This is a genomic window from Streptomyces sp. NPDC041968 (assembly GCF_055589025.1).
Genome location: NZ_JBVJCB010000009.1, coordinates 163,463 through 187,445, shown reverse-complemented (window position 1 = coordinate 187,445; position 23,983 = coordinate 163,463). Strand labels below are relative to the sequence as shown.

General features: G+C 74.0%; 22 protein-coding genes. 8 read left to right on the top strand and 14 right to left on the bottom strand.

Features of this window, described 5'->3' with window-relative positions:
* Positions 1-11: 11 nt before the first annotated feature.
* The gene (locus tag ACZ6EG_RS22650; protein WP_469606995.1) at positions 12-233 is read right to left on the bottom strand and encodes a hypothetical protein; all 222 of its coding nucleotides are present in this window, start codon (positions 231-233) and stop codon (positions 12-14) included.
* Here ACZ6EG_RS22650 and ACZ6EG_RS22645 point away from each other — a divergent pair.
* Genes ACZ6EG_RS22645 through ACZ6EG_RS22635 form a run of 3 tightly spaced genes read left to right on the top strand, consistent with a single transcriptional unit; the run spans position 226 to position 2,629 of the window.
* Positions 226-573: a hypothetical protein gene (locus ACZ6EG_RS22645; protein WP_469606992.1), complete on the top strand. Its 348-nt coding sequence runs from the start codon at positions 226-228 to the stop codon at positions 571-573. The two genes, ACZ6EG_RS22650 and ACZ6EG_RS22645, sit on opposite strands and share 8 nt — an antisense overlap.
* A 53-nt stretch (positions 574-626) precedes the next feature.
* Positions 627-1,316, top strand: a complete 690-nt coding sequence (locus ACZ6EG_RS22640; protein ID WP_366766832.1) for a response regulator transcription factor — start codon at positions 627-629, stop codon at positions 1,314-1,316.
* Positions 1,313-2,629, top strand: coding sequence for a sensor histidine kinase (locus ACZ6EG_RS22635; RefSeq protein WP_391970520.1), 1,317 nt, complete (start codon positions 1,313-1,315; stop codon positions 2,627-2,629). Before ACZ6EG_RS22640 ends, ACZ6EG_RS22635 begins: the two co-directional genes overlap by 4 nt.
* Positions 2,630-2,637: 8 nt before the next feature.
* Here the strand turns inward: ACZ6EG_RS22635 and ACZ6EG_RS22630 are convergent, their stop codons facing one another.
* Positions 2,638-3,519: a CAP domain-containing protein gene (locus tag ACZ6EG_RS22630; RefSeq protein WP_391970519.1), complete on the bottom strand. Its 882-nt coding sequence runs from the start codon at positions 3,517-3,519 to the stop codon at positions 2,638-2,640.
* A gap of 552 nt (positions 3,520-4,071) precedes the next feature.
* Here ACZ6EG_RS22630 and ACZ6EG_RS22625 point away from each other — a divergent pair.
* Both ACZ6EG_RS22625 and ACZ6EG_RS22620 read left to right on the top strand, forming a co-directional pair.
* Positions 4,072-4,389, top strand: coding sequence for a hypothetical protein (locus tag ACZ6EG_RS22625; protein ID WP_391970518.1), 318 nt, complete (start codon positions 4,072-4,074; stop codon positions 4,387-4,389).
* A 122-nt stretch (positions 4,390-4,511) separates the two neighbouring features.
* Positions 4,512-7,886: a pyruvate carboxylase gene (locus ACZ6EG_RS22620; RefSeq protein WP_391970517.1), complete on the top strand. Its 3,375-nt coding sequence runs from the start codon at positions 4,512-4,514 to the stop codon at positions 7,884-7,886.
* A gap of 52 nt (positions 7,887-7,938) precedes the next feature.
* On the opposite strand, the gene ACZ6EG_RS22615 is transcribed toward ACZ6EG_RS22620, so the two are convergent.
* The 11 genes from ACZ6EG_RS22615 to ACZ6EG_RS22565 all read right to left on the bottom strand — a co-directional run bounded on the left by ACZ6EG_RS22615 (position 7,939) and on the right by ACZ6EG_RS22565 (position 19,588).
* Positions 7,939-8,268, bottom strand: a complete 330-nt coding sequence (locus tag ACZ6EG_RS22615; protein ID WP_063483989.1) for an antibiotic biosynthesis monooxygenase family protein — start codon at positions 8,266-8,268, stop codon at positions 7,939-7,941.
* A gap of 26 nt (positions 8,269-8,294) precedes the next feature.
* Positions 8,295-9,104, bottom strand: a complete 810-nt coding sequence (locus tag ACZ6EG_RS22610; RefSeq protein WP_469606984.1) for an endo alpha-1,4 polygalactosaminidase — start codon at positions 9,102-9,104, stop codon at positions 8,295-8,297.
* Positions 9,101-9,763 (bottom strand): spherulation-specific family 4 protein, encoded by a 663-nt coding sequence (locus ACZ6EG_RS22605; protein ID WP_469606981.1) that lies wholly within the window; start codon positions 9,761-9,763, stop codon positions 9,101-9,103. The genes ACZ6EG_RS22610 and ACZ6EG_RS22605 overlap by 4 nt, the downstream gene beginning before the upstream one ends.
* Positions 9,760-10,686, bottom strand: a complete 927-nt coding sequence (locus ACZ6EG_RS22600) for an NAD-dependent epimerase/dehydratase family protein (RefSeq protein WP_469606977.1) — start codon at positions 10,684-10,686, stop codon at positions 9,760-9,762. The genes ACZ6EG_RS22605 and ACZ6EG_RS22600 overlap by 4 nt, the downstream gene beginning before the upstream one ends.
* Before the next feature lie 7 nt (positions 10,687-10,693).
* Positions 10,694-11,407 (bottom strand): nucleotidyltransferase family protein, encoded by a 714-nt coding sequence (locus ACZ6EG_RS22595; RefSeq protein WP_391970513.1) that lies wholly within the window; start codon positions 11,405-11,407, stop codon positions 10,694-10,696.
* A gap of 34 nt (positions 11,408-11,441) precedes the next feature.
* Entirely contained in the window at positions 11,442-12,443 is a 1,002-nt protein-coding gene (locus tag ACZ6EG_RS22590) for a GDP-mannose 4,6-dehydratase (RefSeq protein ID WP_469606973.1), read from the bottom strand.
* 127 nt (positions 12,444-12,570) lie between these two features.
* The gene (locus ACZ6EG_RS22585) at positions 12,571-13,980 is read right to left on the bottom strand and encodes a hypothetical protein (protein ID WP_469606970.1); all 1,410 of its coding nucleotides are present in this window, start codon (positions 13,978-13,980) and stop codon (positions 12,571-12,573) included.
* Positions 13,977-15,509, bottom strand: coding sequence for a GT4 family glycosyltransferase PelF (gene pelF, locus ACZ6EG_RS22580; protein WP_391970510.1), 1,533 nt, complete (start codon positions 15,507-15,509; stop codon positions 13,977-13,979). Before pelF ends, ACZ6EG_RS22585 begins: the two co-directional genes overlap by 4 nt.
* 68 nt (positions 15,510-15,577) lie before the next feature.
* Positions 15,578-17,713, bottom strand: a complete 2,136-nt coding sequence (locus ACZ6EG_RS22575) for a hypothetical protein (RefSeq protein WP_391970509.1) — start codon at positions 17,711-17,713, stop codon at positions 15,578-15,580.
* Between the two features lie 453 nt (positions 17,714-18,166).
* Positions 18,167-18,694, bottom strand: coding sequence for a COG1361 family protein (locus ACZ6EG_RS22570; RefSeq protein ID WP_356610216.1), 528 nt, complete (start codon positions 18,692-18,694; stop codon positions 18,167-18,169).
* 273 nt (positions 18,695-18,967) lie between these two features.
* Positions 18,968-19,588, bottom strand: a complete 621-nt coding sequence (locus ACZ6EG_RS22565; RefSeq protein ID WP_391970508.1) for a TetR/AcrR family transcriptional regulator — start codon at positions 19,586-19,588, stop codon at positions 18,968-18,970.
* A gap of 142 nt (positions 19,589-19,730) precedes the next feature.
* On the opposite strand from ACZ6EG_RS22565, the gene ACZ6EG_RS22560 reads away from it, so the two are divergent.
* The 3 genes from ACZ6EG_RS22560 to ppk2 all read left to right on the top strand — a co-directional run bounded on the left by ACZ6EG_RS22560 (position 19,731) and on the right by ppk2 (position 22,334).
* Complete coding sequence (locus ACZ6EG_RS22560; RefSeq protein WP_391970507.1) at positions 19,731-20,789, top strand: aldo/keto reductase; 1,059 nt, start codon at positions 19,731-19,733, stop codon at positions 20,787-20,789.
* Positions 20,790-20,918: 129 nt separating this feature from the next.
* On the top strand, positions 20,919-21,299 hold the full coding sequence (locus tag ACZ6EG_RS22555) for a hypothetical protein (protein WP_356610219.1): 381 nt from the start codon (positions 20,919-20,921) through the stop codon (positions 21,297-21,299).
* A 111-nt stretch (positions 21,300-21,410) separates the two neighbouring features.
* Positions 21,411-22,334, top strand: coding sequence for a polyphosphate kinase 2 (ppk2, locus tag ACZ6EG_RS22550; protein WP_356610309.1), 924 nt, complete (start codon positions 21,411-21,413; stop codon positions 22,332-22,334).
* Between the two features lie 92 nt (positions 22,335-22,426).
* Here the strand turns inward: ppk2 and ACZ6EG_RS22545 are convergent, their stop codons facing one another.
* A complete protein-coding gene (locus tag ACZ6EG_RS22545) occupies positions 22,427-23,959 on the bottom strand; it encodes a CYTH and CHAD domain-containing protein (protein WP_391970505.1) in 1,533 nt (510 codons plus the stop codon).
* Positions 23,960-23,983: the final 24 nt, after the last annotated feature.

Below are 23,983 nucleotides of genomic sequence, written 5' to 3'. Positions count from 1 at the left end.
GCGGGGCCACCCTAGAACGACACCTCGCGGACACCGGCCTGGCTCCGCGGCTGCGTCGTCGCCGTGATCTCCGACCGGTGGCGGTCCGCCGAGAACGTCACCATCAGCGTCCGTGGATCGCTCTGACTCGTGCCCACCGTGAAGCCCTGGTTCGGCACGGCGGAGATCAGGCACACCCCGGCGCCGCCGAACCGCACGGTCACCTTGCCGCCCTGCGACGGCACGGTGTACACGCCGGCCCCGCCGTCCTCGCAGCCGAGGTCGCCCCCGCCCGCCGGAGCCCGCGAGGGCGTGGTGCGGGCGGTGGGCGTCGGCGTCGGAACCGGATCGGCCGGCTTCTCACTGGTCCGGGTCGGCGTGGGACTGGGCTCGCGGCTGGTCGCCGACGGGCTGGGCGAGGGCTTCGCGGTCCGGGACGGAGAGGGCCGCGGGGACTGCGACGGGGCCGCCAGCTCCTGCGGCGCCGACTGCGCGACCGGCGCCGTCGGCCGGGTCGAGCCCACCACGAAGTGGATCGTGATGATGACAGCCGTGACACTGGCGGCCGTGCACGACAGCCAGATGATCAGGTAGCGCAGGAGGCGGGACACGACACCATAGTGACGGACCGGCTAACGTGCCTGCCCATGGCCTCCGTACTTGTCGTCGAGGACGACCCTGTGATCCGGGCCGCGCTGATCGAGGTCCTGACCGGGCACGGCTACGCGGTGAAGACCGCTCACCAGGGTTTCGAGGCGTTGCGCGACATCACGCAGAGCCCCCCGGACATCGTGGTGCTCGACCTGGGGCTGCCCGACCTCGACGGGCTGGACGTACTGCGGATGATCCGCGGCATCTCCCGCGTCCCGGTGCTGGTCGCCACCGCCCGCGACGACGAGACGGAGATCATCCGGCTGCTCAACGCGGGGGCCGACGACTACCTGGTCAAGCCGTTCTCCGGCGGGCAGCTCGCGGCCCGTCTCGCCGCCGTCCTGCGCCGGTCCGAGCCCGCCGACGTACGGGCGGCGCGGCGGTCCGTCCTCCAGGTCGCCGACCTGCGCGTGGACCCCACCGCCCGCACCGCGCACCTCGCCGGCCGGGAGCTGGCCCTCACCCGCCGCGAGTTCGACCTGCTCGCCTACCTGGCCGCCAACGCCGACCAGGTCATCTCCCGGCAGCGCATCCTCACCGAGGTCTGGCAGCAGCCCTACCTGGAGGACCAGACGGTGGACGTCCACCTCTCCGCACTCCGCCGCAAACTGGGGGAGAAGGCGCGCAAGCCCCGCTACCTCCACACCGTGCGCGGTATCGGGATCAAGCTGGTCAGCTCGCCATGAGACGTGCCCTCGCCGGGATCGCCCTGGCCGTCACCTCGATGGTCGCCCTGTCGTTCCTCATCCCGCTCGCCCTCCTCGTCCGCGAACAGGCCCGCGACCGGGTCACCACCGCCGCCGAACAGCGCGCCTCGGCCCTCTCCCCGGTGCTCGCCCTCACCACCCGGCGCGCCGACGTGCACCAGGCCGTCGCCGAGCTGGGCTCGTCCGACCAGCTCGTGGTGCGGCTGCCCGACGGCGGCTTCGTAGGGGACCCGCACGCGCCGAAGGACGCGCTCGACCGGGCCGTGCGCGGACGCGAGACGCTCGCCGTCGACACCGCGGACGGCTGGGTCTACCTCCAGCCCGTCGTCCTGCGCGGCGACCGGGTCGCGGTCGTCGAGGCCTACGTGCCCGCCGCAGACCTCACCCGGGGCGTGGCCGCGTCCTGGGGAGTGATGGCGCTGCTCGCGCTCGGCCTGGTCGGCGGCTCGGTGCTGGTCGCCGACCGGCTCGGCGCCCGCGTCGTCCGCTCCTCCCGCGGCCTCAAGCGCGCCTCGCTGGCCCTCGGCTCCGGCGACCTCGACGTACGGGTCGAACCGGACGGCCCGCCCGAGCTCCAGGAGGCCGGCGTCGCGTTCAACACCATGGCCGACCGGGTCGTCGACCTCCTCGCCGTGGAACGCGAGCTGGTCGCCGACCTCTCCCACCGGCTGCGCACCCCGCTGACCGCCCTCTACCTGGAGGCCGACCGGATGGGCGCCACCCCGAGCGCCCGGCGGGTGACGGAAGCGGCCGGGCAACTGGAGAGCGAACTCGACTCGATCATCGCCGCGGCGCGCACGCCCCTGGCCGCCGCCCAGCTCGGCGGAGCGGGGACGGCCACGGCGAAACCGTGCGACGTCGCCGAGGTGGTCGCCATGCGGCTCGAGTTCTGGTCGGTCCTCGCCACCCAGCAGGGCCGGCCCTACGAGCGTTCCCTCACCCCGCGCCCGGCACCCGTGGCCTTCCCCGAGGACGACCTGGCGGCCGTCGTCGACGCCCTGATCGGCAACGTGTTCCGGCACACCCCGCAGGGCACCGCCTTCGCCGTCCGCGTGGAGCGGGCGGAGCGGCACGTCATCCTCACGGTCGACGACGCCGGCCCGGGCGTGGCCGACCCCGAGGCGGCGCTGACCCGGGGCGTGAGCGTCGGGGGCTCCACCGGTCTCGGCCTGGACATCGTGGCCCGGGCGGCGGGTACGGCGGACGGCGAGCTGACGATCACCCGCGCGCCGTTGGGAGGGGCGCGGGTGCGGGTGTCGTTCGGACTCGCGGGTACCAACGGCGGACGGTGACGGAGGCGTCAGCGGCCGGTGCCGAAGTTCTGGGTCCACCAGGGGCCGCCGTCGCCGAAGTGCACGCCGACGCCCAGTTCCCTGAAGGAGCAGTTCAGTATGTTCGCGCGGTGACCGGAGCTGTTCATCCACGACTCCATCACCGAAGCGGCGTCCGCCTGCCCCCTGGCTATGTTCTCGCCGAGCGTGGACCACTGGTAACCGGCGGCCTCGACACGGCTCGCCATCGTGGAGCCGTCGGGGCCGGTGTGCGACATCACACCGCTGCTCGCCATGACGTCGCTGTAGTCGTCGGCGGCCCGGGTCAGCCGGTCGTTCGCCGTGACCGGCGAGCAGCCCGCCGCGGCCCGCTCCTCGTTCACGAGAGCGAGCACCTGCGCCTCGGGGCCGCCGGACCCGCCGGAACCCGAACCGGATCCCGAGCCCGCGCCGGTACTGCCCGACCCGGTGTCACCGCCACCGCCCGACGACCGGTCGCCGCCGCTCTTCGCCGTCGTCCGCGCGGGTGCCTTGGGCGCGGTCTTCGTCGCCGGCCGGGCGGAGGAGGGGCTCGTCGTCCGCTTCGGCTCGCGCCCGTCCTTCTTCTCCGCGTCCTTCGCTCCCGGGCTCGCGCTCGGTGAGCCGCTCGCCGTGGCACTCGGGCGGGCGGACGTGGAGGCGAGCGGAGCCGTACCGCCCGCCGCTTCCCCGGCGCGCGAGGCCTCACCGGCCGCGCTCGTGGCGACCCGGTCCGCGGCCCGCTCGTCCTCACCCCCGGCGACGGCCAGGGTGATCCCGACGCCCGCCGTCAACGTGACGGCGCCGAGCGCCAGCGCGGTACCGCGGGTCCTGAGCCCGCCGCGGGGCCGGGCGTGGGAGCGGGACGGACGGGCGGCTCGGCGGGAACCCATGTCGCAGGACACCTCGGCTTGTCTGTCGGCTGATCGGACCCCGTACCCGGTGGACGCGACCGCGCCCACCGGGACTGTGGGGGGTGGTCGAGAGCCTAGGACGCGGCCGGGCCGGAAAGGGCCGTCCGAAGGTCATCTTCAGAAAGCCTTAAAAGAGCCGCCAAAGTCCGCTGAGGAAGCCGACGGCGACGAACCGTCCGGTCTCCGCCCGTCACGGACCGCCACCCCCTGCCCAGAGCCGGGTCGGGGCGCTTCAGCGTGAAGAGAGGTGCGGGAGCCCGTGGGGCGCCCCTCGGACGCCTCGGAAGCTCCGCAGCCACCCCCGCGGGCCGCTTACCGGGCCGTGCCGCGGGACAGCCTGTCGGCGTGCACCCGGTCGGCCGCGGGTGCACCGCCGGCGCACCCGCGGAGGCAGGGTCCTCCCGCCCACCACCGCCGGGTGCGCCGCGCGGGACACCGGCCCGACGAGCCGCGCGACCGCCGCCCCGCCCGCACGGCCTGGGTCCCGCGGCCGGATCGGGGTAGGCGGAGGGCATCCGAAGGAGGACAGCCATGACGACGTACGTCATCTCGGTACCCGGGACGTTCACCGGCACGGTCCAGGACGGCACGAAGGACCAGCTGGCCCGGGCGCTGCGCCCGGACGACCCGCACGGCACCCACCTGGGGGACGAGGAGGACCTGGACGCCCTCTCGCTCAACGACGACGGCACCTTCACCATCCGCCTCACCGTCGAGGCGGACACCACCGCCCAGGCGGAAGGCCGCGCCCACGAGGTCGCGGACGCCGCCCTGCGCGCGGTCGGCCTGGACGTGAGCAGCGCGCCCCTCGGCCCGTCGGTGGTCACCGGCATCGACTCCGACGTCTGACCCGCGCCCGGACCCGCGGCGGGCCACCCCCGGCCGAGCCATGAGTGGCCCGGCTCACATGGCGTACCGGGGGTGGCGCCGACACCATGGTCTCGTCACCCGGCAGGCTGAAGGGATCAACAATGTTCCGCAAGGTGCTGGTCGCCAACCGCGGTGAGATCGCGATCCGCGCGTTCCGCGCGGGTTACGAGCTCGGCGCGCGCACCGTCGCCGTCTTCCCGCACGAGGACCGCAACTCGCTGCACCGGCTCAAGGCCGACGAGGCCTACGAGATCGGCGAGCCGGGGCACCCGGTACGCGCGTACCTCTCCGTGGAGGAGATCGTGCGGGCGGCCCGGCGGGCCGGAGCGGACGCCGTCTACCCGGGCTACGGCTTCCTGTCCGAGAACCCCGAGCTGGCCCGTGCCTGTGAAGAGGCGGGCATCACCTTCGTCGGACCGAGCGCCCACATCCTCGAGCTGACCGGCAACAAGGCCCGCGCCGTGGCCGCCGCCCGCGAGGCGGGGGTCCCGGTGCTCGGCTCCTCCGCGCCCTCCACCGACGTGGACGAACTGGTCCGCGCGGCCGAGGATGTCGGTTTCCCCGTGTTCGTCAAGGCGGTCGCGGGCGGCGGCGGCCGCGGCATGCGCCGCGTCGAGGAACCCGCCCAGCTGCGGGAGGCCATCGAGGCGGCGTCCCGGGAGGCGGCCTCCGCCTTCGGCGACTCCACGGTCTTCCTGGAGAAGGCCGTCGTGGAACCCCGCCACATCGAGGTGCAGATCCTCGCCGACGGCGAGGGCAACGTCATCCACCTCTTCGAGCGCGACTGCTCGGTGCAGCGCCGCCACCAGAAGGTCATCGAGCTGGCGCCCGCCCCGAACCTCGACCCGCGGCTGCGCGAGCGCATCTGCGCCGACGCCGTGAACTTCGCCCGGCAGATCGGCTACCGCAACGCCGGCACCGTGGAGTTCCTCGTCGACCGCGAGGGCAACCACGTCTTCATCGAGATGAACCCGCGCATCCAGGTCGAGCACACGGTCACCGAGGAGGTGACCGACGTCGACCTCGTCCAGTCCCAGCTGCGCATCGCCGCCGGCGAGACGCTGGCCGACCTCGGCCTCGCCCAGGAGAACATCACCCTGCGCGGCGCGGCCCTCCAGTGCCGCATCACCACCGAGGACCCGGCCAACGGCTTCCGCCCCGACACCGGGCAGATCAGCGCCTACCGCTCACCCGGCGGCTCCGGCATCCGCCTGGACGGCGGCACCACCCACGCCGGTACGGAGATCAGCGCCCACTTCGACTCGATGCTGGTCAAACTCTCCTGTCGCGGTCGGGACTTCACCACCGCCGTCAACCGCGCCCGGCGGGCGGTGGCCGAGTTCCGCATCCGCGGCGTCGCCACCAACATCCCCTTCCTCCAGGCGGTGCTCGACGACCCGGACTTCCAGGCCGGCCGGGTCACCACGTCGTTCATCGAGCAGCGTCCGCACCTGCTGACCGCCCGGCACTCCGCCGACCGCGGCACCAAGCTGCTGACCTACCTCGCCGACGTCACCGTCAACAAGCCGCACGGCGAGCGCCCCGAACTGGCCGACCCGCTGACCAAGCTGCCGCCCCTGCCCGCGGGCGAGCCCCCGGCGGGCTCCCGGCAACTCCTGGCCGAACTGGGCCCCGAGGGCTTCGCCCGCCGGCTGCGCGAGTCGCCCACCATCGGTGTCACCGACACGACGTTCCGCGACGCCCACCAGTCGCTGCTCGCCACCCGGGTCCGCACCAAGGACCTGCTCGCCGTCGCCCCGCAGGTCGCCCACACCCTGCCCCAGCTGCTGTCCCTGGAGTGCTGGGGCGGCGCCACGTACGACGTCGCGCTGCGCTTCCTCGCCGAGGACCCCTGGGAACGCCTGGCCGCCCTGCGGGAAGCCGTCCCCAACATCTGCCTCCAGATGCTGCTGCGCGGCCGCAACACCGTCGGCTACACCCCGTACCCGACCGAGGTCACCGACGCCTTCGTCCAGGAGGCGGCGGCCACCGGCATCGACGTCTTCCGGATCTTCGACGCCCTCAACGACGTCGAGCAGATGCGCCCCGCCATCGACGCCGTACGGCAGACCGGCACCTCCGTCGCCGAGGTGGCCCTGTGCTACACCGCCGACCTGTCCGACCCGTCCGAGCGGCTGTACACGCTCGACTACTACCTCCGGCTCGCCGAGAAGATCGTCGCCGCCGGCGCCCACGTCCTGGCCGTCAAGGACATGGCCGGCCTGCTGCGGGCACCCGCCGCGGCGACGCTGGTGTCCGCGCTGCGCCGGGAGTTCGACCTCCCCGTGCACCTGCACACCCACGACACCACCGGCGGTCAGCTCGCCACCTACCTCGCCGCGATCCAGGCCGGCGCGGACGCCGTCGACGGGGCGGTGGCGTCCATGGCGGGCACCACCTCGCAGCCCTCCCTCTCGGCCATCGTCGCCGCCACCGACCACACCGAGCGCCCCACCGGCCTCGACCTCCAGGCCGTCGGCGACCTGGAGCCGTACTGGGAGAGCGTCCGCAAGGTCTACGCCCCCTTCGAGGCGGGCCTCGCCTCACCCACCGGCCGCGTCTACCACCACGAGATCCCCGGCGGCCAGCTCTCCAACCTGCGCACCCAGGCCATCGCCCTCGGCCTCGGCGACCGCTTCGAGGACATCGAGGCGATGTACGCCGCCGCCGACCGGATGCTGGGCCGCCTGGTGAAGGTCACCCCCTCCTCGAAGGTGGTCGGCGACCTCGCCCTCCACCTGGTGGGCGCCGGAGTCTCCCCGGCGGACTTCGAGGCCGACCCGGACCGGTTCGACATCCCCGACTCCGTCGTCGGCTTCCTCCGCGGCGAGCTGGGCACCCCGCCCGGCGGCTGGCCCGAGCCGTTCCGCACCAAGGCCCTGCGCGGCCGCGCCGACGCCAAGCCCCTGCCGGAGCTGACCGCCGACGACCGCACCGGACTCGCCAAGGAGCGCCGGGCCACCCTCAACCGGCTGCTGTTCCCCGGACCGGCCCGCGAGTTCGCGTCCCACCGCGGCACCTTCGGCGACACCAGCGTCCTGGACAGCAAGGACTTCTTCTACGGGCTGCGCCCCGGCAAGGAGTACACGGTCGACCTCGACCCCGGCGTCCGCCTGCTCATCGAGCTCCAGGCGGTCGGCGACGCCGACGAGCGCGGCATGCGCACCGTGATGTCCTCGCTCAACGGCCAGCTCCGGCCGATCCAGGTCCGGGACCGCTCGGCGGCCTCCGACGTCCCCGTCACCGAGAAGGCCGACCGCTCGGACCCCGGCCATGTCGCGGCGCCCTTCGCGGGCGTGGTGACCCTCGCCGTGGCCGAGGGCGACGAGGTGGAGGCCGGCGCCACCGTGGCCACCATCGAGGCGATGAAGATGGAGGCCGCGATCACCGCCCAGAAGTCCGGCACGGTGACCAGGCTCGCCATCAACCGCATCCAGCAGGTCGAGGGCGGCGACCTGCTCGTGCAGCTCGGCTGAGCACGGAGGCGGCCGCGGCCCGGACCACCGGACCGCGGCCGCCTCCGTGACCTCACGCCTCCTTGGGGGCCGCCTGCTGCACCACCTCGAAGGACCACACCGTGGACCCGCTCGCCGCGGGCTTCGGACGCTCGCCGCCCTCCGCGCCGCCGCCCTGGTGCGCCGCCTTCATGGGCCCCTCCATCCAGGCCTGGAACGACTCCTCGTCACGCCACCGCGTGTAGACGAGGTAGTCGTCGGTGCCCTCCACCGGCCGCAGCAGCTCGAACCACTCGAACCCGTCGGAGCTCTCCACGGCGTGCGCCCGCGAGGCGAAGCGCTTCTCCAGCGTCTCCCGCTGCTCGGCCGGGACGGTCAGTACGTTGATCTTGACTACGCTCATGGTCCCCATCCTGCCGCATGCCGTGCTCAGCAGGGGTCGCGCCAGACCCCCAGCTCCGGCCGCTTGCGCATCGAGGACAGGCCCAGCCGGCGCGACTCGGGGCAGAACGCACGGGTCGGCTCGCTGTACTCCACGTGGAAGACGGCCTTGCCGGCCTCGACGAACGGCGCGAGGCGCGCGCACTCGCCGTACTCGGCGCACTGCTCGTTGACGGCGAAGTCGAAGTCGTCTACCAGCTGGGGGATCTGCGCCAGGTCGTTCTTGAGGCCCACCGCCAGGCCCCGTTCATGGGCGATGGCGGCGATCATGCGGTTGTAGGCGAGCTGGTCCCGCGCGGTGAGCGGGAAGCCGGTCTCGTTGCCGTAGCCCTCCACCAGGTCGGGCTCCACCGCGTCGAAGCCCTTGTCCCGGCACATGTCGAAGCGCCGCTCCATGAGGGGGCGCAGTACGGAGATCTCGCGGATGTCCAGCCAGCGCTCCCCGTGCCAGCCGTTGGGTCCGCCCAGCACCGCGCGGGGAAAGGCGTCCGCGTCGGGCCGGTAGTCCTCCCAGGCGCCCACGTTGACGTAGCAGATCACCTTGCGGCCGGCGCGGTGCAACCGGGCCACGTCCGCCGTGCCGTTCTCGAACGCGTCGATGTCGTAGACGGGCACGTCGGCCGACGGGTCGACCCTGCCGTCGAGCTGCCACTGCCAGGCCAGTCCGGGCCCGGGCCGCCACCTCGCGCCGGCGGACGGGTCCGGCGCGGGCTCGCGGTCCGCGCCGGAGCACCCCGCCGCCACCGAGACGGACAGGACGACCAGCAGCGCGGCGCACACCCGTGCCCAGCGCCTCACCGCTGCGCCCCGGTCAGCAGGGGCGTCAGCCGGGCCCACGGGTTGGGCGGTTCGCCCGTCACGGGGCCGGAGACGGCGGCGCCGCGCTCGTGGGCGGTCCGCACGGCGAGCGGGGCGAGCGCCTCGGGCACCCCGTACACCAGGTGGCAGAACCGTTCCGGCGGGAGCCGCAGCGTCCAGTCCGGCCGGCTGAACGCGGACACGTAGGTGGACCAGGACCCCTCGAAGGTGACGACGAGGTCGGCGAGCCGGGCGTATCCCGGCGCCGGGTGGACCCCGGGGTTCAGGACGACGGACCGTGACCCCCGCCGACGCAGCCCCCGTACCAGGGCCCGGTAGGCGGGCAGCGCGTCGGCCGCCGAACTCACCCGGTCCAGGAAGCACCCGTCGGTCCCGTACCACTCCCGGTGGAGCAGGGCGTCCTCGGCGACCTCGGCCGGCGGACGCGTGCCGTAGTCCGTGTCGACGTAGCCCAGCAGGCGGGCGCCCGCCGCCCGCAGCGCGCCGGCCGCCGCGACGAAGGCGGCGTCGGGAGCACCGCCCGGACCGTTCCCGGGGTTGATGACGACGCCGTACGTGCGGTCGGCCGCGGTGATGAGCCGGTGCCAGGCTCCCGGGTCCTCGGCCGGGTGGACGTACAGCGGGATCAGCAGGCTCACGAGGGTCCGTCGCCTTTCGCGGTGAGGGCCCGCGGACGGTCGTCCGCCGACCAGAGCGCGGCCAGTGACTCGTCGAGCGAGTACGACGGCCGCCAGTCCAGGGCGGCCCGCGCCGCGGCGATGTCGGAGCACTGCCAGGAGACCTCGCCCGAACGTGCCGAACCGGTGGCTTCCTCCTCGATCCGGCCGCGGAAGCCGGCGGTGTCCGCGAGCGTCCCCACCAGTCGGCGCACCGACGCGGCGTCACCACCGCCGATGTTGAGCACGTGCGGCAGCGGGCCGGCCGCGAGGACGGCGCGTTCGACGGCCCGCGCGACATCGCGTACGTCCACGAAGTCCCGGTACGCCGACAGGTCGCCGAGCCGGAGCACCGCGTCCGGGTCCGCGCCCGCCGCGCGCAGCAGCCCGGTGACCCGGCCGGGCAGCCCGGACGGCGGGGCGCCGGGCCCCACCGGGTTGCCGACCCGCAGGACCACCGCGTCCAGGTCCGAGGTGGCGACCGTGACGGTGCCGGCCAGTTTGGTCGCGCCGTAGGCGGACAGCGGGCGGGTCGCCGCCGACTCCGGCACCCTGACGTCCACCGTGCCCGGCCCGTACTCGGCGGCCGAACCGAGGTGGACCAGGCGGGCGGTGGGGCGGGCCAGCCGCAGCGCCGCGCACAGGACGGCGGGGCCGCGGGCGTTGAGCTCGGCGAGCGCCACCGGGTCACCTCCGGTGGCGCCCGCGCAGTTGACCACGGCGTCGGGGGCCGCCGACGCCAGGGCCTCGGCGAGCCGGTCGACGCGGTCGCCCGCGAGGTCGACCGGCACGTCGGCGGCGGGCGAGCGGCCGCCGCCGAGGACCCGCGTGCCCGGCCGGGCACGGAGCCGCTCGGCGACGTGGGCGCCCAGGTAGCCGGTGAAGCCCACAACGAGGATGCGCATGCGGTGCTCAGGCTCCCTTGAGCAGCAGGGACTTGCGGCTCGTGAACTCCGCGTTGGCACGGTCGTAGTCGTCGGGGCGCCCGATGTCGAGCCAGTAGCCGTCGAAGTCGTAGGCGTGCGGGCAGTCGCCGGATCTGAGCAGGTCGAGCACCAACTCGTCGAAGCCCAGCGGCAGTCCGGCCGTGTAGTCGTCGAGTGTCGCCCGGGACAGCCCGTACACGCCCATGGAGACGCGGTAGTCCATGCTGGGCTTCTCGGTGAAGGCGACGACCCGGCTCGCGTCGGTGGTCAGGACGCCGAAGTCGATGTGCACCTCGCGGGCGTAGGTCGCGATGGTCAGCGGGGCACCGGAAGCGGTGTGCCGGCGCAGGACGTCGGCGTAGTCGAGGTCGGTGAGGATGTCCCCGTTCATCACCAGGAAGTGCTCGGGCAGCCGCTCGCGCATGGTGAGCAGCGGTCCGATGGTCCCCAGGGGACTCTCCTCGGTGGAGTAGTCGACGGTCAGGCCCCACTGCGAGCCGTCGCCGACGTAGGCCCGGATGATCTCGCCCAGGTGGCCTATGGCGATCGTGCAGCTGGTGAACCCCGCCGAGGCGAGCTGGCGCAGGACGATCTCCAGGATGGCGTGCTGGTCGCCGATGGGCACGAGCGGCTTGGGCAGCGCGGTGGTGTAGGGCCGCAGCCGGACGCCCTTGCCCCCGGCCAGGATCACTGCGTGCATGAGGTTCCCCCCTCGGTTCACGTGTCGGTCCAGGTCAGATGTTGTAGATGCCGGTCTTGTAGCGGGCCAGGTTGGCCGGGTCGAGGAAGAAGTCCACGGTGTGCCCGAGGCCTGCCTCCAGGTCGTGCGCCGGGCTCCAGCCGGTGGCCTCCCGCAGCCGGGTCGCGTCGGCGACCAGCCGCATCACCTCGGAGTTCGCCGGACGCAGCCGCTGCGCGTCCTCCCGTACGTCGACCGCGGTGTCCATCACCTTGCCGATGAGGGCCACCAGGTCGCCCACCGAGATCTCGCCGCCGGTGCCCGCGTTGAACGTCCGGCCCACGACCCGCTCGGCGGGCGCGGAGCCGACCGCGAGGAACGCCTGCGCGGTGTCCTTGACGAAGGTGAAGTCCCGGGTGGGCCGCAGGTCGCCGAGGGTGATGGTGCGTTCGCCGGCCGCGACCTGGCCGATGACGGTCGGGATCACCGCCCGCATGGACTGCCGGGGCCCGTAGGTGTTGAAGGGCCGCAGCGTCACCACCGGCGTGCCGAAGCTGGCGTGGTAGCTGTCCGCGAGCCGGTCCCCGCCCGCCTTGGACGCGGCGTACGGCGACTGGGTGTTGATGGGGTGGTCCTCGGTGATCGGCACGGTCTGGGCGGTGCCGTACGTCTCGCTGGTGGAGGTGTGCACCAGCCGGGGCGTGCCCTGGGCGCGGACCGCCTCCAGCACGTTGAGGGTGCCGGTGACGTTGGTGTCCACGTAACTGTGCGGTGCCTGGTAGGAGTACGGGATGGCGATGAGGGCGGCCAGGTGGTAGACGCACTCGGCCCCCTCGACGAACCCGCGGACCGAGCCCGGGTCCCGGACGTCGCCGAGGACGATCTCGACCTGGTCGAGGACGTCGGGGGAGAGGGTCTCCAGCCAGCCGTAGGAGGAGAAGGAGTTGTACTGCGCCATGGCCCTCACCCGGTGCCCGGAGGCGACGAGCGCTTCGGTGAGGTGGGAGCCGATGAAGCCCTCGGCTCCGGTGACGGCGGCGAGCGGTGATGCGGTCACGCGGGGGTCCTTCCGGTCGGTGGGCGGTGGGGCGGTGAATCCGTGAGTCCGTGGGACAGGGGGCCGGTGGCCGGCCGAGAGCCCGGAGCGGCCGGCCGGGCGGTGGTGGCCCGGTTCCGCCGCGGCGTCAGGCATGGGCCGCCGGCCGGCCCAGCAGCCGCAGCACGCACACGGTGAGACAGAGTGCGGCCGCGCCGCAGCACAGCGGCAGGGCGGTCGCCGGCCCCGGTGGCGATCCGGCCAGGGCGGCCGCGCCGGCGCCCGCGGCCGCCGTGAGACACAGGGCGGCCGGTGGCCAGGCCACACCGAAGGCCTGGAGGAGCAGGGAGGTCCACAGGGCCGCCGCGAGCAACAGCAGCGTGACGGGTTCGGCGTCCACCAGCAGGGCCGCGGGCAGCAGCGGCCCCAGGTACACCAGCAGGCAGCCCGCGAGGACGGCGGCGGAGCGCCACCGGAAACCGGCCGGGGTGGCGGTGGCCCGCAGCGCCGCCACCGACAGCCCTCGGTAGCGGTACAGCAGCCACTCCGCCGGGCCCATGCTCAGGGTCAGGACGATCACCGCCCACGGATGGTGACGGCCCGCCAGGAAGACCAGTGCACCCGCGGCCAGCCCGAAGAGTCCGTACGGCAGCGAGCGGAGCAGACCCGGGCGGGCGGCGTCCACCACGGGCGTGGCCGTGCGGGTGCCGCGCAGTGCCCAGCCGGCCGCGGCGAGGGTGCCGAGGAACGACAGCAGCGGCAGGCCCGCGCGCAGCACGGTGCCGGGCTCCCACCACGGCAGCGTCGTCGCACCGGCGATCACCGGCGCGAGGGCGGCCAGCAGCAGCCGCTCCCGGCCCAGCACGAGGAGCACGCCGGCCGCCGCGAGGTATCCCGACTGGGCGGTGACGGCCAGGGCGGCGGGACCGGACCCGGCGAGTGCCACCCCGGCCGCGGCCGCTACGAGGGCGCCCGCGGTCGCTCCCTTGAGGAGGGTGCGGCCCGCCTCCCGGCGCCCGGTGGCCAGCCGCAGGTAGGCGCGGTGTCCCAGCGCCTGGTTCCAGGCCCAGGAGAGGAGACCGGCCACCACCAGCGCCCGCATCACACCGTGCTGGTCCAGCAGTCGGCCCGCCAGCGCGTAGGCGAGACCCGGCAGTGCGAACAGCGCTCCGCGCAGCGCACAGCGCACGTGGTCGGGCCGCCAGGGGTCGGCCGGGCGCGGCGGGTCCGGGAACGTGCGCGGTATGCGCTGGTACAGGGCCGCGGCCAGGGAGAAGAGGTCGCGGTGCCCGTACCGCTCCCGGATCGCCTCACCGGTCAGTCCCTCGGACTCCAGCAGCGCGGCCACCTCGTAGGGGTGGACGGCGGGTGCGATCCGGTCGGCCAGTTCCGCGGCCAGCAGGTCGACCGCGTCGCTCTGGGCGCCGTGACCGGGGCGGACCAGGGCGAGCGTGTGCTGGTCGGCCGGAAAGCCGGCGGGGGCGCGCCCGCCGGCGAGCCGCAGCGCCAGCGTGTCCTGCTCCGCGCCGCCCGGCTCCAGTGCCATGGGCCCGCTCATCCGGTCGCGCTCCTCACCGGCGTCGGTGCTCCGCCCGCCGGCGCGAGGAGGTCCTCCGTGGCCGCGCCGGCGTGTGCGGCCGTACCACCGAACGCGGAGAGCTCCAGGTAGACGGACCGGAAGGTGTCGATGGTCTGGCGGAGCGTGAACTGCTCGATCACCCGGAGCCGGGCGGCCTCGCCCATGGCCCGGCGGCGCTCCGCGTCCCGCAGCAGCTCCAGCGCGGCGGCGGCCATGGCGGCCGGATCGCGTGGCGGCACGACGAGACCGCTGTCGCCGACGGCCTCCCGGACCCCGCCGACGTCCGTGGACACGGTCGCCCGGCCGCACGACATGGCCTCGATCAGGGTGAAGGGGAAGCCCTCGCTGATGCTGGAGAGCATCACGACGTTCCCGGCGGCGTACGCGTCCTTGATGTCGTCGACCCGCCCCTCGAAGGTCACCGCGTCGCCGTGGCCCAGCTGGTCCGCCAGCGCCTCGCAGCGTTCCCGGTAGGCCTCGCCGCCGCGCGGGGTGCCGCCGAACAACCGCAGGCGGGCGGCGGGCAGTTCGGCCCGTACCAGGGCGAAGGCGCGGATCAGGGTCTCCAGGTCCTTGATCGGGTCGACGCGTCCGGCCCAGCTGAGCACGGGGTCGGCCGGTTCGGGTCCGGCGGGCGGGAAGGCGGCCGGGTCGACGCCGTTGTACACCGTGCGTATGGACTCCGGGGCGGCGCCGCCCTGCTCCTCCCACAGCCGGTTGTAGCGGTTGCCCGGGGTGATCAGGGCGGCCCGGCGGTAGGTCTCCTCGGCCAGCAGGCGGAAGAAGCCGAGCAGCAGTGCCTTCACCGGCCACCGGTAGGGGGCGGTGCGGTAGCCGAGGTAGCGCTCGCGCAGGTAGACGCCGTGCTCCGTCAGCAGCAGCGGCACGCCGTCGCGCTCCAGTCCCGCGAGTCCGGGCAGCACCGCCACACCGCCGCTGACCGCGTGCGCCACGCCCTGTTCCGGGTACGGCGCGGCCAGCGGACGCAGGGCGTGCTCCAGCAGCGCGGTCGCGGTCACCGCGTCGTGCAGGGTGGGCCGGGCCTCGCGCACGGGCAGTCCCGGCCGGTTCCAGACCGCGGTCAGGATGGCGATCGCCCGGTCGCCGCGCAGGAACGGGCTGAGCCGGCCGTCGGCCGCGGCCTGCGCCAGCCGGTACAGGGCGGGGGCGAAGCCGTCCTCCGCGCGCGGGTCGAGCAGCGCGGTCACGAAGCGCTCGTAGGCGGCGGCGAGCCGGTTGCCGGCCCGTCCCCGGGGCGGGTGCCCCGGAGGGGCCGGACCCCACAGGGGGACGGAGACGACCCGGCCGACGTGTCCGGGGATGTCCCACACGAGTGGTTCGCGCCCCGTGCCGGTGACGGCTGTGACGTCGAAGTCGAGGTCGGGCATGCCGGTGACGAGCTGGTCGCACCAGACGCTCACGCCGCCGTGACTGTGCGGGTAGGTGCCTTCGGTGAGCAGGGTGACGCGCGACGCGCCGGAGCGTCGCGCGCCGTGGGGAACGTGCATGGATGTGCTCCACGGCCGAGGTGTGGGTGATCGTGCGGGCTGGGCGGACCTGCGGGGCGAGGCGGCGCTCAGCGCTCGGCGCCGTACGGCACCGGATCGCTCACCCCGGCCGGCACCCGGGTGCGGGGCGCGGTGGAGGGAACGATGGCCGGAGCGTCGGGCTCGGTGGCCGGGGCGGGCGCGGTGGCCGTGGACGGCAGGGTGAGGGCGAGCGCACCGCCGGCGGTGGCGGTCCAGCCGGAGAGCGCGTCGGCGTAGGCCTCGCCGAAGCCCGCGTTCCCGCGCTGGGTGCCCGCGGGCATCGTCGCCGTCACGGCCACGCCGTCCGGGGCCTCGACGGTCACGGCGTCACCGACGCGGTACGCGGTGACCTGGCCGGCGTCGACCGCGGCGTCCCAGGCGGCGCGGCGCCGCATCTCGACGCCGATGTCCTCCATGCGGAGGTTCACCACGGGCGTGTTCTCGGCGAACAGGTCGTCGTAGCCGCCCAGGACGCCGTCGAGGACCGGGTAGGCGATGCGGTCCTCGGCCAGGTTCGACTGGTGGATGAAGTGCGGCTTGGGGTCGTTGGAGAGCACGTGCCCGAGCGCGATGCGCGTCTCCAGCGGCACGATGTGCCCCGCGTAGCCGGTGGCGGTGTCCAGCGGTGCGGGCAGGCAGGTGGAGGTGGCGGGGTTGTCCTCGCAGATGCCGCTGCCGCCCTGGGCTCGGCTGGTGTAGATCCAGTTGTACTCGTCGACCTGCTCGGCGGCCCGGCCGGCGTTGTAGAACACGTTCATCGGGTAGCGGGAGACGGTGGTGGCGCTGCCGACCTGCCGCTGCACGGGGTCGCGGGAGTTGTCCGAGGCGAGCCAGGCGATGCCGTTGTCCGCGAGGGCCGGGCCCAGGTTCGGGTTGTCCACGGGCTGCTGCGGGGTGACCTTCAGGCCGGAGTGCTCGCCGGTCACCAACTCGTCGTCCTGCAGCGGCAGTCCGGCGCTCTCGCCCCAGACGCGGTTGGTGGCGATCTCGTCGGCGATCTCGTTGCGGCTCACCCACTGGGTGCTGCCGTCGGGGTTGGTCGCGCACTTCCACGGGACCACGCTGACGTCCTGGCGGCAGCCCAGGAAGGCGTGCGTGTAGGTGTGGTTGATCCAGCGGAAGTCGTCGCGCTCGGCGATCAGCCGGTCGGCGAGCGGGTCGGCGCCGCCGTTGTCCTGACGGTGGTCGACGCTTCCGGATCCGTTGTAGGCCATGTCGAGCGTGAAGTTCCGGCTGTCCTGCCAGGCGGTGGCGTGGTCGACGTCGGCGGGGACCATGCGGATCGGGTTGGGGGTGCCCTCGCCAGGCGGGCAGTCCACGTCGCCGGGGGTGCAGTTGAGCCGGGTGTCCCAGCGGTCGTCGGCGGCGAAGACGTCGTCGACGTGCACGGCGAAGTAGTTGCGGTCGGCGCCGAGATGGACCCCGCCGGTCATCCACTCCACGATGCCCCGGGCGAGCAGGCGGAACTGCTGCTGGTGCTGGTTGTAGACGAAGGTGACGACGAGTTCCCGCCGGCCGTCGTGCCGGTACTCGCCCACCAGGGAGCCCTTGGTCGCGCGTCCGGGTATCGCGGCCTGGACGTACGGCACGAAGTCGGCCCCCGGCGCGGGTGTCGACAGGTAGGCGTAGGACTCGCCGACGGTGGGGGAGTTGTCCTCGAACGGAACGGCGCCTTCGAGGTATCCGAAGGGTCCGGCCAGCCCCGCCGGGGTCACCTCCGCGCTGACCCCGTCGACGCTCCCGGCGTACCCCGCGCCCACCGCGTACTGGAGCCCGACCTCGGGACGCGCGTAGGTGTAGGCGTCGACCTGGGGGATGGCGTACGTCTGCTCGTAGGAGACGAGCGCGGTCATCTCGGCGGAGTTCGCCGGGAAGGGGTTGTCGTTGGGCAGGACGACGGCCTGGAACTTGGCACGCGGGCGTCCGTCCACCGTGTCCGCCAGGAACCCGGCGTCGATCACGGGGCGGCCGGCGTCCTGGAGGTCGACCTCCGTGTACGGCGTGCCCGCGGTCTCCAGTTCGGCGGCGATGGCGTCGGTGGCCGGCCCACCGTCGCTCACGACCAGGACGCGCAGGTCGATCCGCGGGGCCGGGGCGTCGGCCCGTGCCGGACCGGCCGACAGGCCGAGCGAGGCGGTCAGCGCGCTCAGGGCGAGCGCCGTGGTGCGAATGGTCCGCTTCATGCGGTGAGATTCCCTCCCCCGGGCAGGGGCGGACGGGCTCCTGTCGGAACCAGCCCCACCCCGTGACCACGCCGTCGCCCCCCTGAGACGCCGGTCGTCGACGTTTCCGTCGCGTCACATAGTGAGGCGCGTGTGGAGCTTTTGTGTGCCTGCTACGGAACTTGACGGAAAAGCGCATGTGTCCATTTGCCCGGAACGGACGGCGCTCCGGGCCTGCGGCAAGCGCCGTGTTCCGCCCGGTGGACCGCCCCGGCAGGCCTGTGGGCTGCTGCGAGTCGGCCGGAGGCGGACCGGAACTCCGGCCTCCGTGGCGCGCGGGTGTCAATGGTCTCAACCAGGGCGCTGACCGGCGCCGGAGCGAGATCAGGTCAACCGGCGCACCCGCGCGCCGACGTCGTCCGACCCGCCTCGGGTCGGACGACGTCGGCGCTCAGCGCTGCGGGAGACGTGCGGTCAGGCGCACAGGACGCGGGTCTCGGGCGTGTAGACCGGGCCCCCGTTGACGCTCGTGCTGTCGCTGAACTCGGCGTAGTAGTACGAGTAGAAACCGATGTTGCCGTTGCAGCCGGAGTCGGCGCCGACCTGCAGGGTCAGGGTGACGGTGCGGCTCTGGCCGGGCGGGATGGTGGCGCCGTAGTTGGTGCCGAGGTTGGCGGGGCCGGTGCCGGAGCACGGGACGGCGCCGGCCTCCGAGGCCAGGCTGCACCCGGTGAAGCTGTACTTGAGGTCGGGCCGCTGGGTGGTCAGCCAGGTCGGGTCGATCGTCTGGTAGACGAACCAGATGTCGTACGTCCGGTTGTTCTTGATCGTCATCGACAGGTTCACCGTGCCGCCGGGCTGGGTGGTCGCCGCGTCGGTGGTGAACGTCAGCTCCGCCGGGGCGGGGTCGGCGGCGCTCGCGGAGGGCGCCAGGCCGAACAGGGCGAGGGCGAGGGCGATGATCGTGGCGAGGCCGAAGCGCCTCGTTCGTGTGGATCGCATGGCCCGGGAGACTAGGCACGGCCATGACGCACCGTCTGCACCGTGCGGAACGCCGGGAACACGGCTCGGCCGGAAGTGTGCGTACGGTGAAGGATGCGTGATGGCACCGTCACAAAGGGTGGTGGTCGGTGTTCCCGCATGACAGCGCCCGGGTGCGCCCGGGGCGGCGCCCGATCGTCACGGGCCCCGCGTGCGACCGGGGCCTGGACGGCAATGGCGGATTCCGGGTGCCCGCGGAGGGGACGGCGCGGGCCGTGGCGCCGTGGCCTCTCGTCAGCTCGCGCCGGAGCGGAAGGCTCCGGCGCGGGCCGCCGCTGCCGCCGCTTCGGCGGCTCGGTCCGCCGCCGCCTCGTCGAGGGGCTCCCCGGTGGTCAGCAGGCGGTAGTAGAGGGGGGCCGAGACCGCACGGACCACCTCGCGCGGGTCGGTGTCCGCGGGCAGTTCGCCGCGTTCGACGGCCTGGCGGGCGCAGGGCTCCCACTCCGAGACGCGGAGGTCGTAGAAGCGGTGGAGGGCGGTGGCCGTCTGGGCGTCGCAGGTCGCGGCGGCGATCACCGCCTTGAAGAGCGCCCCCTGGCGCGGGTCGGCCAGTGTGCGCGCGACCAGCCGGGCGTTCGCGCGCAGATCGCCGAGCAGGGTGCCGGTCTCCGTGCGGGGCAGCGACTGCTCGGCCATGTCCGCGAGCAGGTCCGCGACCAGGGCGGCCGGGGTCCCCCAGCGCCGGTAGACCGTGGTCCTCCCGACCTCGGCGCGGCGGGCCACGTCGGCGAGGTCGAGGCCGGCCAGGCCGTGCTCGGCCAGGGCGTCACCGGCGGCCCGCAGGACCGCGGACCGCACGCGCGCGGTCCGGCCCCCCGGGCGGGCGGTGCCCGGGCCGCTCTCTTCGGATGTCATAACGGTACTCCGGTTCCATTAACGATCGGGTTGCTGTTAGGGTGTGGACATCCTAACGGAACGGAAGTCCCGTTAGTAGACGCCGTCCCCAGCGCGCCGCACCTCCGCGACGCGACGGACGGCCGGACGAGGAGACGCGGTCATGGAACACAGGAGACTGGGAGCGTCCGGACTCATGGTCCCGGCACTCAGCTTCGGCGCGGGCACCTTCGGCGGGCGCGGAGAACTGTTCGGCGCCTGGGGCACCACCGACGCATCGGAGGCGCGCCGACTGGTCGACATCTGCCTGGAGGCGGGCGTGACCATGTTCGACACCGCCGACGTCTACTCCGGCGGCGCGTCGGAGGAGGTCCTCGGAGCCGCCGTGAAGGGTCGCCGCGACCAGGTGATCATCTCGACCAAGGCCGGCCTGCCGACCGGCGACGGGCCCGCGGAGGCGGGAACCTCGCGGGCCCGCCTGATCACCGCCGTCGACCGGGCCCTGCGCCGGCTGGGCACGGACCACATCGACCTCTTCCAGTTGCACGCCTTCGACGCCGGGACCCCCGTCCAGGAGGTCCTCTCCACGCTCGACGACCTCGTACGGGCGGGCAAGCTGCGCTACACCGGCGTGTCCAACTTCAGCGGGTGGCAGCTGATGAAGTCGCTGGCCGACGCGGACACCCGGGGACACCAGCGCTACGTCGCGCACCAGGTCTACTACTCCCTGGTCGGCCGGGACTACGAGTGGGAGCTGATGCCGCTCGCCCAGGACCAGGGCGTCGGAGCCGTGGTCTGGAGCCCGCTGGGGTGGGGCCGGCTCACCGGCCGGATCCGCCGCGGCAGCCCGCTCCCGGCCGGCAGCCGGCTGCACGCCACGGCCGACTACGGCCCGCCCGTCGCCGACGAGCTCCTGTACCGGGTGGTCGATGCCCTGGACGCCGTCGCCGAGGAGACGGGCCGGACCGTCCCGCAGATCGCCATCAACTGGCTGCTGCGGCGCCCCACCGTCTCCTCGGTGATCATCGGCGCCCGCAACGAGGAGCAGCTGCGGCAGAACCTCGGGGCCGTCGGGTGGTCCCTCACCGAGGACCAGGTGGCCAGGCTCGACGCGGCGAGCGCCACCACGGCCCCGTACCCGTACTTCCCCTACGAACGGCAGGAGGGCTTCGCCCGCCTCAACCCCCACCCCCTGCGGCCCGCGGCTGTGCCCCAGGGCTGAACACGGCGTCGCCCCGCGGAGCGGGGACGGGATTGTCAGTGCCGTGCACAAGAATGCGGCCAAGCGAGATCAACACCGGCCGGAGCGGGTAGGCGGTCTCGAGTCCCTGTTCCGGAAAGGCCACAGCCGATGCCGCTTACCGTCGTCCACGCGCAGACCGCCCCCTCCCGTGCGACCGGTCGACGCGGGCCCCGCCCGGGTGGCCCGCTCAGCCCCGCCGAAGCCGACGTCCTGCGGATCGTCGCCGACCCGCGCACCCCCGTGTTCGTCACGGTGCGCGAGGGCGGCCGGCGCAGATACAGCTACTGGCGGCCGCTGGACTCCGCCACGGGCCGGGGCGGCTGCTACGCGGCGCTGCCCACCGCGGAGTGCGACAAGCTGCACGCGGCGGGCCGGATAAGCCTGGGCGAGCCGCTGACCGACCCCGCCCGCACCATCTACCGGGTCAAGGCGATCCGCACCCCCGCCGGGTCGGTGCGCGCGGTGCGGGACCGGGCATACGCGGCGTGAGGCCGGCGAGACGAGGGGAGAAGCGCAGTGGATTCCGAGCGTGAGGACGAGGGGACGCCGCAGACGCGCGACGCCGGTGGCGAACCGGCCGAGGAGAACCTCCTCGCGGGCCTGCGCGTCGACGAGCGGAGGCCGGAGAAGCCGATCCTGCTGAGCGCGGAGGGTACGCCCGTCGACACCTGGCGGGAGAACCACCCCTACGACCGCAAGGTCCGCAGGACCGACTACGAGCGGCAGAAGCGGGTCCTGCAGATCGAGCTGCTGAAGATGCAGCGCTGGGTCAAGGAGACCGGGCAGCGGGTCGTCGTCCTGTGCGAGGGCCGCGACGCGGCCGGCAAGGGCGGCACCATCCAGCGCTTCACCGAGCGGCTGAACCCCCGCGGCGCGCGCGTGGTCGCGCTGGACAAGCCGACCGAGAGGGAGGCGGGGCAGTGGTACTTCCAGCGCTACGTGGCGCACCTCCCCGCCCGCGGCGAGATCGTCTTCTTCGACCGCTCCTGGTACAACCGGGCGGGCGTCGAGCGGGTCATGGGCTTCTGCACGGAGACCGAGTACCGCCAGTTCCTGGAGCAGGCTCCGCTGTTCGAGCGTCTGCTGACCGACGACGGCGTCATGCTGGTGAAGTTCTGGTTCTCCGTCTCCCGGGCGGAGCAGCGGACCCGTTTCGCCATCCGCCAGGTCGACCCGGTGCGCCGGTGGAAGCTGTCGCCGACCGACCTCGCCTCGCTGGACCGGTGGGACGACTACACCGCGGCCAAGGTCGACATGTTCCGTGCCACCGACACACCGCACGCACCGTGGACGGTGGTCAAGAACAACGACAAGCGCCGGGGCCGGCTGGAGGCCATGCGCAGCCTGCTGGACCGCTGCGACTACCCCGCCAAGAACCTGGAGGCGGTGGGGCGGCCCGACCCGCTGATCGTGGGCGCCGCGGACACCCTGCTCGAAGCCGGTGAGGAAGCGGTCGACCTCTCGCCGACCCCGCTGGCCGGGCACGGGGACGGCCCCGGGATCCACCCCGACCGCACGGACTGACACCGCACGGACTGACACCGCGGGGGCCCGCACCGCACGGAGCGCCCCGGGCGCCGGCCACCCGGCCCGGCGCCCGGCGGACGCTGTGCGGATCAGTGCGTCAGCGGCGCCCGGAGGGCGGGGTCCGACGCCGCCCGCCACGCCGACGGGACCTCCGCCTGGCGTGCCTCGGCCCGCGCACCCTCCCGGCCGTGCAGCAGCCCCCAGGTGAACGCGGACTCGCCCGCAGCGTGCGCCGCCACCGCCAGCCCCCGCAGGGTCTCCTGTGCGACGACGGCGTCCTGGTGGTCACCGAGCACCTTCTGCACCGCCTTGGCACGCTGGCCCAGCCGGGCGACGGGCTTGCCCAGTGCCGGACGCGCCACCTCGGCGGCGTAGCGGACCTTCTTGGCCGCCTTGCGCGCCTGGTGCAGCGCCGCGTCGCGCGACGGCCCGGGCGGCAGCTCCAGCGCCCGGGCCGTGCGTGCCGCGAAGCGGTCGTACTCCTTGAGGACGGCCTTGGCCATGACCGGGCCGGGCTTCCCCGCGGCCTTCACGCGCAGGGGCGGCCGCCGGACCAGGTCGTCCAGCGCGTCCAGCAGGCGCAGATAGCGGGACGAGGCCAGGGCCTCCCGGGTGCGCGTGCGCGTCTCGTCGTCCCCGGAGACGTCCCACACCCGCAGCCGGGCGGCGACGGGACCGAGCACGAGATCGCCGGGCAGCAGGTCCAGGGCCGCGCCGATGCGTTCGCGCAGCACCTCCTGGTCCCGCGCCACCCCCAGTTCCCCCGCCAGCCAGCGCAGCTCCGCGCGGAGCGGATCGGTGGCCCGCCGGTCGAGCACGGACCGGTACGAGCGCAGACAGCTCCGCAGACGGCGGCAGGTGACCCGCATCTGGTGCACCCCGTCGGGCAGGTCACGGCGGACCGCGGGATCCAGCGCCACCAGCCTGTCGACCTGTTCGCGCAGGTACGCGAGCACGTAGGAGCCCGGAGAGCCCGGGGTCGCCCCGGGGGTCGCGGGCTTCGCCGGGCCGGGCTCCAGGCCGGTCTCCCGCAGCGCCCGCACCAGCTTGGAAGGGCTGTCGGACCGCCTGATGCCCTTCTTGCGCAGCTTCTTCTCCACCGTGTCGAGCAGTGCGGTACGGGCGCCGTCGGCCAGCTCGACCTCCAGCTCGCTCCACTCGGCGTGCCCGCCGCCGGCCCGCAGGGACTCGGCGCGCACCTCGTCGAGGCTCAGCTCGGCGAGCACCGTGCCCTCGGCGTCGCGCAGCTGCCGCAGGGAGCGGGTCGACCGGATCCGCACGGCCGGAAGCAGCCGGGCGCCCCGCGTACGGGAGAGCACCAGGTCGCGCAGCTCCTCGGGCACGTCGTCCGACAGCGGCGCCCGGACCTCCTCCCGGCTGTCGCCGCCGAGCGGCAGCTTGAGGTGCCAGCCGGCGTCCGCTCCGCCCGTCCGGCGGCGCAACGTCACGGACGCCCCGGCCAGCCGCAGATCCGCGGTGTCGTGGTAGACCGCGTCCAGCTCCTCGGGCCCGGCGGCCGTGACCGAGGCGACGGGGCCGGTACCGGTGAGGTCCGGCAGCCCGTCGGCGCCGGAGGCGGCCGGCTCGTACTTTCGCTCTGTCTCGCGCTTCGACTGGCTCATGTGGTGAGCGTCGACACGATCCGC